This is a genomic window from Candidatus Auribacterota bacterium (assembly GCA_026392035.1).
Lineage (GTDB): Bacteria > Auribacterota > Tritonobacteria > UBA1439 > UBA1439 > JAPLCX01.
Window position 1 is genome coordinate 1 of the sequence record JAPLCX010000056.1, and the last position, 12,012, is coordinate 12,012.

7 protein-coding genes and 2 pseudogenes are annotated in these 12,012 nt (G+C 55.3%); 1 reads left to right on the forward strand and 8 read right to left on the reverse strand.

Going from position 1 to position 12,012, the window contains the following annotated elements; translation table 11 throughout:
- Nucleotides 1–118: 118 nt before the first annotated feature.
- From NTX71_05225 to NTX71_05250, 6 genes and pseudogenes are all read right to left on the reverse strand, one after another.
- Nucleotides 119–1,396, reverse strand: a complete 1,278-nt coding sequence (locus NTX71_05225; GenBank protein ID MCX6339305.1) for a hypothetical protein — start codon at nucleotides 1,394–1,396, stop codon at nucleotides 119–121.
- A complete protein-coding gene (locus NTX71_05230; protein MCX6339306.1) occupies nucleotides 1,389–2,663 on the reverse strand; it encodes a restriction endonuclease subunit S in 1,275 nt (424 codons plus the stop codon). Before NTX71_05230 ends, NTX71_05225 begins: the two co-directional genes overlap by 8 nt.
- Before the next feature lie 236 nt (nucleotides 2,664–2,899).
- Nucleotides 2,900–3,232: an HTH domain-containing protein gene (locus tag NTX71_05235; GenBank protein MCX6339307.1), complete on the reverse strand. Its 333-nt coding sequence runs from the start codon at nucleotides 3,230–3,232 to the stop codon at nucleotides 2,900–2,902.
- A gap of 37 nt (nucleotides 3,233–3,269) precedes the next feature.
- Complete coding sequence (locus NTX71_05240; GenBank protein MCX6339308.1) at nucleotides 3,270–4,784, reverse strand: class I SAM-dependent DNA methyltransferase; 1,515 nt, start codon at nucleotides 4,782–4,784, stop codon at nucleotides 3,270–3,272.
- A gap of 207 nt (nucleotides 4,785–4,991) precedes the next feature.
- Nucleotides 4,992–5,246 (reverse strand): BrnA antitoxin family protein, encoded by a 255-nt coding sequence (locus tag NTX71_05245; GenBank protein MCX6339309.1) that lies wholly within the window; start codon nucleotides 5,244–5,246, stop codon nucleotides 4,992–4,994.
- Nucleotides 5,218–5,508: pseudogene (locus NTX71_05250) on the reverse strand (BrnT family toxin). Before NTX71_05250 ends, NTX71_05245 begins: the two are co-directional and overlap by 29 nt.
- A gap of 70 nt (nucleotides 5,509–5,578) precedes the next feature.
- On the opposite strand from NTX71_05250, the pseudogene NTX71_05255 reads away from it, so the two are divergent.
- Nucleotides 5,579–5,758: pseudogene (locus tag NTX71_05255) on the forward strand (ORF6N domain-containing protein).
- 15 nt (nucleotides 5,759–5,773) lie between these two features.
- Here NTX71_05255 and NTX71_05260 read toward each other — a convergent pair.
- Entirely contained in the window at nucleotides 5,774–8,608 is a 2,835-nt protein-coding gene (locus NTX71_05260) for a PD-(D/E)XK nuclease family protein (protein MCX6339310.1), read from the reverse strand.
- A complete protein-coding gene (locus NTX71_05265; GenBank protein MCX6339311.1) occupies nucleotides 8,595–11,738 on the reverse strand; it encodes a UvrD-helicase domain-containing protein in 3,144 nt (1,047 codons plus the stop codon). Before NTX71_05265 ends, NTX71_05260 begins: the two co-directional genes overlap by 14 nt.
- Nucleotides 11,739–12,012: the final 274 nt, after the last annotated feature.

Genomic DNA, 12,012 nt, shown 5'->3' on the forward strand with positions numbered 1-12,012 from the left:
AGGGAGCAGTCTGTGTATATACGCCATCTGCGTGCCTTTTCGGACTACAGATCCTTTCCATCACATCTGCTACAAGGATGGAGGCTTGTTTTCGGTTGCTAAAATGTTTTTTGCAACCTTACTCGCCGATTTCGGGTTTAAGTAATGCCTCAAAATGCTTAGCTTTGTTGTTCTTTGGGTCGCGGAATCGATCGTCTTTTAGGAAACTGAATGAGCTGTATCGGTGGGTATTCCCTAGAAGCCCCAGAATGTCAGCCAGCGCACTCTTACCGCTACCCTTATTCCCAATGATTGCCACAAGTTCTGGATTCAGATTTAGAGAGCAATTAAACCATTTCTCTGGAAGACAGGAACCTTGAATTTTGGAAATCCGCAGCTCATCAACAACCCTTGTAGCATGAGACGCGACTCTCTCGATACTGGCTGGAATCATTCCAATAAAAACTCTGTCTGCAGGCTCATTCAGGATTTGGCATAACCCTTGGAATGTCGGATCTGCTTTGATCCATGTATATCGTCCTTCTGCTGGCTCAAAAAGCGATTCATAAGCATGGGAATCCGATCTGTGAATAGATGGTTTTTGAGACTGAAACTCAATGATGAAATCCTGAACTGACGAGTGCCTTTTACCAAGACCGAACTCTCTTGTACCCGGATTTCCAGAGAAGAGCATGTGCGACTTTTGGATGTAAAGTTTCCGTGTGAGATGGGCTTGCCCGTTCCAATTGCATTCGGAAAGGTCCTCATCCGCCGGTACAGCCATCAAGAACCTGTCCTTGAAACGAGAAGCTTGTCTGTTCAGAGCTTCCGTTACATTCTCATGTGCAACAACAGCATTCATCATTCCAATATAGAGATCACTCTTCCCTTGGAAAGTCTTGTGCTGTTTTTTCAGCCTCCGACCGAGCTCTTCTAGGTTCGCAAGGGTCAACGACCATCGCTCATCCTGGCTGTCCGGATTGGACTCTGCCGTGAATTTAAGCTCACGAAGAAAGTGTTCTTCGATTATAAATGGATCAATCTCATCAGAGAAAATAACGTGGAAGTTAACCCGGCTATCCGAACCGTTAGGTCGCGTGATAATTACCGATGTCCGAAATTCAATATTTGGCAGTAACAGTATTGCTTGTGCTTTTTCGGCCACGTCAGTCCCAACAAGCGTCTCAAGACGCCTTTTATCACTGAGGAGGGTTTTGAGGTGCTTGTATCCTTCGATTGAAAAATAATCCGTAATTCCAATAGCTGATATCTTCTTCTCAACCGCCCGCTCAAGCAGCGTCTTCGCATAGGCATTGAAATCATTGCCAAAGCCATTATTCAAGGCGGAAAAAGGGGTATGAACTTCGAGATCCCATTTTCTCCACTCGGAACCACGAGAATATTTAGATTTATCCATGGCTGAACCTCTTGCTGATTCGTGAGATACGAATCTCGCCTGAGATGAGCTTGGGCAGCAGCGCATCACGCAGGTCGGCGAGGGTGCTGGATTCTTCATGGTTTTGATGAATGAGCTCAAAATACCCGCGGACATGTTGATCGAACTTCTCTAAGATTGGGGGGGGCGGTACAACCTGCGCGCTCATATACGCGAGATTACGATTTAGCCCCGGTACAGCAGAATCAGCTCCGAGCGAGGCAAGATCTTGGGTTTGCAATGCGTAAAAGATAAAGTGGAGGCTGCTGCAGTCATTCTTGGGCACAACGTAAAAGGTTGTGTCGATCGGGGAAAAATCAGTAGGTGACCAAGTAACGATTCCGGGGTTGCCTTTCCGCCCAACGACAATACCTGGGCCATTCACGAGCTTCTCGTTATGCCAACCGACCTGCCCGTTTGAGCCGTAGACGGGGACGGTGCCTTGTTGGCGGCTATCTGTCTTCAATGCCTTTCCATAAGCAAGTTCCAGTAACTGCCCAAGCTTCTTGATCTCCCACCCCTTCGGAATCTCCCCCATCTCCGAGTCCTCGAAGGAGTCCGGGAAGAGGTCGGCGATGTGCTTGGGTAGGCCGGGGTCGCGGCCTGCGGCTTTGGCGCGGACGGGGTCAAAGGCCACGAACCATGACTTGAAGAGTGCCCGCGCCACTGCCTCCAACGTCTCGTTCATCTGCCGGTTCAGCTCGATCTTGTCGTCCAGCGTGCCAAGGATATGGGCGATGGAGCGTTGTTCAGAGAGAGGGGGGATCGGGACAATACACTCGGCAATGTCATCCGGGTTTACTGATGGATAAGCCGTCTTCTCCTCTGCAATCGAGGTCAAGTAATTGATGATTGGATTGCTTGTGGCCAGATAGTAGACAAATCGTGGGTCGGCCTTTTGGGGCCTAGCTCTCAGAACAGCAAAGCCTGTCGAAACGACAAGATTTTCTGGCGCTTCACGCAGGAAGGCGTACGCCCGATTGCCGGGTCGTACGGTGGAAAGGATGCTATCGTGTGCCCGCACGATTCGCTTCGCTCTGCTGGGAGCGCTCGACAGTGGAAGCGAACTTGCCTCACCAACCACACCTTGCCCGACGTTTGAGATGTCGAGGTATGCAATTTGCGAATGTGGATAGCCAGAATTAATCTGCTCTGGATTGAACAGTGCAAGGGAATCGAGGCGATCCGTGCTCCACCCAGAGGGTAGCTCGTCCTGCGAGATGCCAAAGTGTGAGATATTAAAGGCCATACTCCAACTCCTTCAGATTAACCCTGGTCTCACCGCCCAGCTCCGACCCTCTTGACCTGCTATCTATGGATACCGCTACCAATTGTGTGGACGCTGTCCGCACTTTCTTCTCGGGCTTTACGAACACCGTAATCTGATCTGTGCAAGAGGCTCTTGCATAATTGCCCAATCTATGATGAGGCCAAGACGCAATAGGGAGCTGGAAAGTCCGGATCTCCCAAAAGGCAAATTGATTCTCACTGTACCGCTTTCCAATAGCCGCCTTTGTCAGGGCCAATTCTCTTAAGCAAACCCGTGCCCTTCAGGTTGTGCAAATGTTTTTTGACGGCGCGCGGACTTATATCAAGTTTATCAGCCATTTCATCAATGGTGATCTCCGGTTTGGCGGCTATAAGCGATATTATTTTCTGGGAAGTTTTCTGTGAACCTTTCTGGGTACTTTCCCAGGAACCTCCCGCCCCAAGAGTTCCCATACCTACACCCCCCGGTCTATAAAACACGGTGCGGAAATAGCCGTCGGCATCAAAAGTGGGCTCTTTCAAACCCGATTCTGAGAGGGCTTCTCTCATTCGCTTGATACCCATGCCGACGCGCTCAACTATTTCATTAAGAATTCTTGATTCCAAACCAGTGAGAACCACTGGGGGGGTCGCTATCTTCTTCTGCCTCCGCCGCGCCTACATAGCGCCCTGGCGTCAGCACATAGCCATGTTTTTTAATCTCATCCAGCTTTGCGCTTTTGCAGAAGCCGGGCATATCTTTATATTCACCCCCACCCTGTCCCTCCCCCGTCAAGGGGGAGGAGACTTTAGAGGAATTGCCGCGCCAGGCGTGGTAGGTGTCGGCGATATGGTGGATATCATCATCAGTCAGCTCGCGGTGGACACGATCGATCATAGTGCCCAGTTTCCTGGCGTCGATGAACAACGTCTCGCCGCGCCGGTTGCGGAAACTGCTGTTCTTTTTATCACGGGTGGTAAACCACAGACAAACCGGGATCTGCGTGGAGTAAAACAACTGTCCCGGCATGGCGACCATGCAGTCCACCAGATCAGCCTCAATGATTGCCTTGCGGATCTCGCCTTCGCCTGATTGATTGGACGACATTGAGCCATTGGCAAGCACAAAGCCAGCTGTGCCAGTCGGCGCAAGATGATGAATAAAATGTTGTACCCATGCATAATTGGCGTTGCCGGCGGGAGGGATGCCGTATTTCCAGCGCTTGTCTTCTCGCAATAGTTCTCCGCGCCAGTCGCTATCGTTGAAAGGCGGGTTGGCCAGCAAATAGTCGGCGCGCAGGTCCGGGAAGCGGTCGTTATGGAAGCTGTCTCCGTGGCCGATCTGGGCGTCAATGCCGCGGATGGCAAGGTTCATCTTGGCCAACCGCCAGGTGGTGTAGTTGGACTCCTGCCCGTAGACGCTGATTTGTCCGATGCGGCCCCCGTGCTCTTCGATAAACTTCTCACTGCTCACGAACATACCGCCGGAGCCGCAGCATGGGTCGTAAACACGGCCTTTGTAGGGCGCGAGCATTTCAACCAGCAGACGGACAATGCAGCGTGGCGTATAGAACTGACCGCCCTTCTTGCCCTCGGCGCTCGCGAACTGTGAGAGAAAATACTCATAGACACGGCCGAGGATATCCTTTGAGCGGCTCTCCTTGTCCCCCAGGCCAATGTTGCTGACAAGGTCAATGAGCTGCCCGAGGCGCTGTTTGTCAAGGCCCGGACGAGCAAAATCCTTGGGCAGTACACCATTGAGAGATGGATTATCCCTCTCGATGGAAGCCATTGCGTCGTCCACAACCTGACCAATGGTCGGTTGTTTGGCATCGGCCTTGAGATGCAACCAGCGCGCCTCCTTTGGTACCCAGAATATGTTTTTTGCGCGGTATTCGTCAGGATCTTCCGGGTCAGCTCCATGGGCGCGCTCAACCTCCAGCTTCGCGTGATGTTCCGCGAAGGCGTCTGAGATGTATTTGAGGAATATGAGCCCGAGGACCACGTGCTTATACTCGGCAGCATCCATATTGCTGCGCAGCTTATCCGCGGCCTGCCAGAGCTTCTCCTCAAAGCCCAACGTGGCTCCATTATTGCCGCTCTTTTTCGGCTTGCGTGCCATTGCTTAACTCTCCATATTTATTTAACTTCACAGCTAGGCATCCGGGGTCTAACTCTTTAAACTCGATTTTCGCCCCGTCAACTGATTTTTGCCTTACTTTTATAACCTGCCCGGCGATTCTATATAATGCCTTTACCTGTAGCGGCGGACTTTGATTTTACTCCTCTTTGCAGGCATTGGGAAATGATATAAGCCTTAAAAGCCGAGTCAGCTTGATTGGCTCGCTAGCCGATTCTGATGCGCTGCCGTATAACAATCCAGAAGCCGCCTTATCATTGTTTGATATTGCGTATGGTGCTTTTTAGATTCTTTTTTAAAGAAATCTACGCTGGCCTTGCTGAGGGCGATAGTGACTTTGACCTTCTGCTCTTTGAAAACAAGATTCTCGGGTGAGGGCAGAAAATCTTTTACCACGCGATATTCGCCGATTGGCTCACTGATGTATCTGATTTTCTTCTTCATATATCTTCCTTCCTTTCCGCCAGTATCCTGCCCCCAATATACGTATCACGCCGCCTCGATGTGTAAAACGAACTGTGACAATCTCATCAGCTACCCTGCCAAAACAATACTATCTCTTTTCTCTTCCACTATGGCTGATGTCTTCCGCGATAACACGTTTGGGATCGGCAAAGGCATACTGGGCTATCTCGAATGGGAGGCCGTGTTTTAGCTGATTCTGTTTGTTTTTATCTTCATCCCATTCGAAGCTATCCCATTTCATGATACAAGGTTATCAGATGTTATAGGACATAGCAATACAAATATACATATCATTATATGGATTTAAGTGAATTGAACAAATAATCTTCCTCATCAGGGGAGAGAAGGTAGTACTGGATGCCGACCTAGCCAGGCGTTATGGTGTGCAGACATTCCGTTTCAATGAGGCAGTGAAGCGAAATCGCGATCGCTTCCCCGGTGACTTTATGTTTCCGCTCACGCGAGAAGAGGTTGCCAACTTGATATCGCAAAATGCGATGTCAAGATTACCTGCACAGGTAGAAGAAGGGGCACTGGGCGCACCGGCGCTTATTCTCCTCATCCGCCCTGAACGGCACGTCCGGACTCAGGATTTCTCCGATGATGAAGGTGAGCGCCTCCATGCACTTTCTCATGATGTCGCCGCACGACTCCGCCTCCCTCTCCGCCGGAAACTCGATCGGTCTGTTAGTCCGCAGGTTATACAGGGCAGCGCGGACCTGCGCATCGGCGTAGCGGTCCCGCACGAGCCGGTAGTAGAGCGGCAGCTGGAAGGAACGGACGGTATCCCTGATCGTCTCCCGCGACAGCTCATCCAATTCCAAAATGGCTCTCCCCCGGGGCTGCAGGTCGTTTGCCCCTGTCTTGTAGTCAATGATGAGGAGGCTGCCGTCGTCCATCCTGTCAATCCTGTCCACCCGGCAGGCAAGCCTGATCCGTCGTTTCCCAGCCGGGATCTCTGCCGTAAGCCTCTCTTCAAGCAGCAGCAGTTCGCTGACACCGCGCTTCGCCTCCTCGTCCAGGAACTGCCCCAGCCTGAACCTCATGACGTACTCGAGCATGAAGGAGTCTGACCTCATCCTCCTGGCGAGCGAATCGGCAAACCGCCGCTCCATCTCCCTGAAGAATTCCTCGCGGAAGCGGGAGTCGATCTGCGGCCTCTTCCCAAGGAACGGTGCGAAGCAATCCCGGAGGAGATTGTGGATAAACGTGCCCACATCGGCCCCCTTCGGTTCATCGAGGAGGTCATCCCTCTCTCCAAGCCCCAGCACGTACGCGAAGTAAAAGCTCAAGGGGCACGCGAGGTAGGCGTCAAGGCTCGTGGGTGAGTAAATAAATCGCTCCAGAAACTCCGCCACCTTTCCATCCTTTGCCGCCTGCCCGCGCTTCTGCACCACCTCTGCCCTGAAACCGGCGCGTATCACGGGCGCCGCCTGGAGTTTCCCCGTTGTTTTCTGCCTTTCCCACACCAGCTCCTCAATGAAGCGACTCCGCTCCTTGTCGCGGCGGTCGTCGTAGATGAGGTGCACCTCTTCTGCGTGCGCGAGGAGGCGCATGAAGTGATAGCGCTGGATTTCTTCTTCTTCCTCCATCCGGTTGAGGCCGAGGCTCACCATCACCTGGCGCGGAATGAGCGGCTCGCAGGCATGGAGTCGCGGGAGCACCGTCTCGTTGACATCCATGATGATGACATTTCTAAAATTCAGTGAACGGGTCTCCAGGAGCCCCAGTACCTGGAGCCCCTTCAGCGGCGAGCCGGAGAAGGAGACAATCTCCTGCTCCATCATGCGCGTAAATATTCTGAACACTTCTCCCTGAGTGAACGGCTCCGCACTGAATGTCGCGTTCCGCAGCTCATCCGCCAACGCCAGGATCCGCTCCGCAACCTTCAGGTTCACGAAGTACCGTTCGAGATGGCTCTTGTTCACCAGCGTGTCCACGAACCGTTCCAGCGCATGGGAGAGATCCCCGACGCTGCCGATGCCTTCCCATATCCCAAAGGCGACGTCGTGGAGCTCCCGGAGGACACCGGGGAGCTCCCCCGGATCGAGCTCTATCTCCATCTGGCCGAGCGTCGCCGCGGTCGCGTGATAGAGTGTTGCGCACTTCATCACGTCCTCCAGGGTGACGAAAAGGCTCCCGCTGATCGGAGATTCATGAGCCCCGGAGAGCAGTTCTTCCACCTTGTGTACCAGCACCCTGGTGACTGCCGGTTCAAGGACCACCTTCATGTTCTTCAGCAGCGGGTGGGTGATCACCCTGAGGTAGTCCTTCGCGTAATACGCCGTTCCCTTCCTTGTGACCTGTGCGCTGACGATGGACTCAAAGAGGCTGTGCACGGCGCTCCTCGTGAGAGGGTATCCCATCGACACGTTGAACTCGCCCGCGCATGGCGCGATCTCAGAGAGTAACGGGATGAGGCTCCCCGGATCAGGGAGAACGACCACGGTGTGCCGGTGGTCCTTCGTCTCCTTCAGTATCGTTCTCACAATCGCCGCCTGGGACTGTGTGTCAAAACCGGCCCATAAACGGAGGCGCTCCGGAGGCGCGGGGCGCGAGCCCTGGCGTATGTCGCACCCGAACACGCCGGCGCATCTTTTGAGCGCCGGCCACTCCCCCTCATCGCCCTGGAAGAAGGGCACCGCCAGGTCCCTCTCGTAGAGATTTTTCACGACCGTCGCCTCGGTCGCGCGCAGGCGGAACAGATTACAGAAAATGACTTTGTCGAATTCAGGGAAGTCCATCTCCTTCACGCGGCGTGAGGCGAGCAAATACATCAACCCCCGTGAATATGCCTCCTTCCCCCGGAGGGCGCTGTGGTACTCTTCCCGCAGCGCTGCGATCCTCAGGAGCAGCTCATTGGCGCTCTCGGGAACATCGTACCCGATTGCCGCGATGGCCTGGACATTCCTGAGCGCCGCGGCGCTCACGTCCTCGAGGTCGAGCAGCTCGATGAATGAGGCAATTTCCCTCGACCAAGGCAGGAACTGGGAGAACTCCTCTCTCCCCCGCGTGATGGAGGGGGCGTCCTTCTTGACCAGCCTGTAGATCAGATAGTACGCGTCCATCGGCGGGATACACCGGGCCGGCTCATCACGGGTTGCAGCGTACTGGATGAATTCGTCCATGGAGAAGTACCTGGGGGGGCTGAAGCTCCTCCTCATCCGGTGCGCGAGCTCCCGATTCAGGAACAGCGCCGGCCGTCTGCCGCCGAACACTACGGCAACCCTGCTGAAGCCGTTCGCCCCGGCGCGGAACCTGTCCATCAGAAAGTCAGACACGGCGGCGATGAAATCGTCACCGAGACCGCACGTGACCACCCTCCCCTCAGAGCTCTTCAACCCTCACCTCGTCCATGAACATCAGGAAGCCCCTGACCCTCAGACGCTGATATGCGTCCCGCACCATCCGCACGTACCCGTCCACCTGCTCCCGGTGCGCGGCCCGGTCTCCTTCCGAGCTTTTAAAATCGATGACCCATGCCTCATCCCCTGTCACGACAAGTCGATCGATCCTGCTCGTCCTCCCCTCAGCATAGGCTATCTCCTTCTCTGTGTACACCTCCCCGCGTTCAACCTGGAAGAAAGGGCGCGTCGACCGGTTGTTGAGAATTGTCCTGATGGTCGATGCCGCCTCCGCACGCACCGTGGCGGACGGATATCGGAGGGATGCTTCTCCCACTGCCCGCGCGAGGACCTCCTCTGCATCCCTGCCGTGGAGATTGCCGATACGTGAAAGGATGAAGTGGAGCACCTCTCCCCTGAGGACGTCCGCCCTCCGCACAATGAGCAGCGGGTCCACATGCTCCTCTCTGAGAAAATTTATCCAGTCCGCGTACTCGCCCGGCTCGAGCTCCCTTGGCCGGGGCTCTTTGTCCTTCCGTGCGCCGACCGGCCGATGCGGAGTCCCCTTCTCCATGCACGCCGGGGGGATGAGGTGACGCGCCGCGTTACCCGCCCCCCCTTCGCCGCAGGGGATAAAAAGGTACAGTTCCTCCATGGCCCGTGTGCACGCGACGTAGACGACATTCAGATTGTCGATGATCGATTTCCTGTACTCCTCACGGTACGCCTCCCTCACTTCGTCCGAGAAGGAGGTGTATTTCCGGTCCAGCCTCACGAGGCGTAATCGCGCACCCTCCCGCCTCACCGTGAACGGCGCCGACCCCCTGCCGGACGACGCCCCGCCCGGGGAGAACTCCAGGAAGGGTACGATCACCGTGGGGAACTGGAGCCCCTTCGCTTTGTGAATGGTCATTACCCTGACGGCGCGCGCGGGCAACGAGGTTACAAAGAGGTCGTCGCCGGCGCTGCGTTCGAAGTAGTCCAAAAAATCGGCGATGCCGGGGTGCTCTTCCTCCTGCTCCTTGATCAATTGAAGGAAGCGCATGAAAAAGGCGCGGGATCTGGAGAAGCGCTCCAGCGCCTTGAACGTACCGATGATCGCCACGACAAGCTCGTAGAGCGGGACGAACCCGACATTCCTGAAGAACTCCTCGATCTGATCCTCCCAAGCGGCCGGGTAGCGCGCGCGGAAATCGCGATAGAGGTACGGGGCCGGCCCGGAGGCGCGCCGCACCCTCGCGGAGAACAGGAAATCCTGCACCTCCCCCTCGGGGACCCCTGCGGCACCGGTGAACATCTCTCCGAGCACGAACGAAGCGAAGGAGAGGTCATCGATGGGAGTGTTGAGAAACCGGAGGAACGAGACGAGTTCCTTGATGTGCGGGTTGTTCCGTATGCTCAGCGTCTTGTCCGAGGCCGCCGGTATGTTATCGGCGATCAGCCAGCCGGTGACGAGCTCCACGTCGTCATTTTCACGGGTGAGCACGGCGATATCCCCGGGGGCGAACCGCTGCTTCAGCTTCTTCACAAGCTGGAGCAGCCGCTGCCTGACCCTCCGCTCGGCCTCCTCCCTGTCCGCACATTCGACGAGCTCCGCCTTCACGTACCCATCGGGTGCGTCGGCACGCCATTCCTGCCGCGAACTGCTGAATATGCACAGAATGTCGTGCATGTCTCCATCAGTGAGGCGCCTCCTGTCGGTGATCTCTTCGGGCTGTAGTACATTCAGAAAGCGCCCCAGGTTCTCCACCGAGAAGACCTCATTGTTGAATCCTGCGATCGCCTTCCCGCTGCGGAAATTTTTCCTCAGGTAGTCCCGGTAGGTTGGAGCATTGTCGAACAATTCGGGCGCCCTGTCAAAAAGCTCTATCTCTCCTCCCCTGAACCGGTAGATGGCCTGTTTCTTGTCCCCCACGTAGAAAAGTGAGCCGCCTCGTGAAAGCGCCTCTCGGACCATCTCCTGGATATTGTTCCATTGGAGGGTGCTGGTATCCTGGAATTCGTCGATCAGGAAGTGGCTGAACTGGCAGGCGAGCCGGAAGTAGATTTCGGACACACCTACCAGCTCGTCTCCGAAAAGCTCCGCGGCGAGGCGGTTCAGCTCTCCGAGAAACACGAGATCATCCCTGCGCGCCAGTCTCCGGAATCGGACGAGGACCGCCTGGAAGATGTCGATATAGCAGTCGAATACCGCGCGGGCCTCATCACTCGCGAGGCCTATGATCCCCTCGCGTATGCTCCGCCACAACTCATGGGTCGCACCAGGCGCCGCACACCCCTTATTCACCGGAAACGCGTCCCTGACGAAGTATCTACCCAGCGTCCCCACGTCAAGCCCCCGCGGGTTCTGGACAAGGGTTTTTTCCAGGGAGTTGCGGAACCCTTTGTGAGTGCCCTCCGGACATTTGTCTCGAAGCTCAGCGATAAGGTCCTTGAGGGCCTTCTTCCGGCTCAGCATGTTTTCTGAGGTCAGGCCGGATTTTTCGAAATCGACCCCGTAGATATTACTGCAGGCGTAGAGCGACGCGACAACCCCGAGCACGTCTCTCCTGGGGAACCAGCCGCCCTTATCCTCGACGTATATATACTGACGCAGGAAGCACTCAAAGAGCTTCTTCATGCGAAGGTCGCGGTGGGCGGCTTCGATACATTCGTCCAAGCTGTAGGCAAGACAGTCGGTAGTGTCCTTTTGTATGCCGAAGCCGGCCGAGAGCTGGAGTTCCGAGGCGCAGCCCGAAAGGAGCAGGTTGATAAAGCTGTCTATTGTCTGTACCTGGAAATAGTTGTAGTTTCTGACGAGGTAATCGAGGAGGGCGCGCGCCTTCCGCCGGCCACTATCCCCACGCACGGGGAGCGAGGACAAAATAGCCTCCTTTTCTTCCCGGTCTTTGAATACATCCAGGGCTATCTTCTTGAGAAATTCGAGGATCCGCTCCTTCATTTCGCGCGCGGCCGCATTGGTGAACGTGATAGCGAGGATGCCGCGCATCTCCTCAGGCCTGGATTCCCTTCTGAGCAGGAGCTGGAGGTATCGCTGCGCCAATGCGTAGGTTTTTCCCGAGCCCGCAGAGGCCTCCACGACCCTGATCTCAGGAAACCTCAATGGTGCGGGACGCTCTTTTTTCATCTGATCACCTGACATTTGCAGCGGGGTGCACGCGCTGACCACACAAACGGGCGCACGAATCGCGCTGGCCTCCACACCTCAAAAATCAGGATAATGATTTTATGAGCCGATGGCAATCCAAATATCAGTGGGGCTGTAATGGGTCACCCATCAAAGGCGCGGAGTCAATAGACATGATCTGGTCCCTCCCTCGCGCATGCGCGGGTTCAACTGCTTGCTCCGTTCACGCCAGCACTCGTGACTTGCCTGCTGCTCCATCCCGAGCCCGTTTCCT

Excerpts from the sequence above, each read along its gene's own strand:
- NTX71_05225 (MCX6339305.1), bottom strand. The coding sequence starts at position 1,396 with ATGGATAAATCTAAATATTCTCGTGGTTCCGAGTGGAGAAAATGGGAT.
- NTX71_05230 (MCX6339306.1), bottom strand. The coding sequence starts at position 2,663 with ATGGCCTTTAATATCTCACACTTTGGCATCTCGCAGGACGAGCTACCC.
- NTX71_05235 (MCX6339307.1), bottom strand. The coding sequence starts at position 3,232 with ATGAGAGAAGCCCTCTCAGAATCGGGTTTGAAAGAGCCCACTTTTGAT.
- NTX71_05240 (MCX6339308.1), bottom strand. The coding sequence starts at position 4,784 with ATGGCACGCAAGCCGAAAAAGAGCGGCAATAATGGAGCCACGTTGGGC.
- NTX71_05245 (MCX6339309.1), bottom strand. The coding sequence starts at position 5,246 with ATGAAGAAGAAAATCAGATACATCAGTGAGCCAATCGGCGAATATCGC.
- NTX71_05265 (MCX6339311.1), bottom strand. The coding sequence starts at position 11,738 with ATGAAAAAAGAGCGTCCCGCACCATTGAGGTTTCCTGAGATCAGGGTC.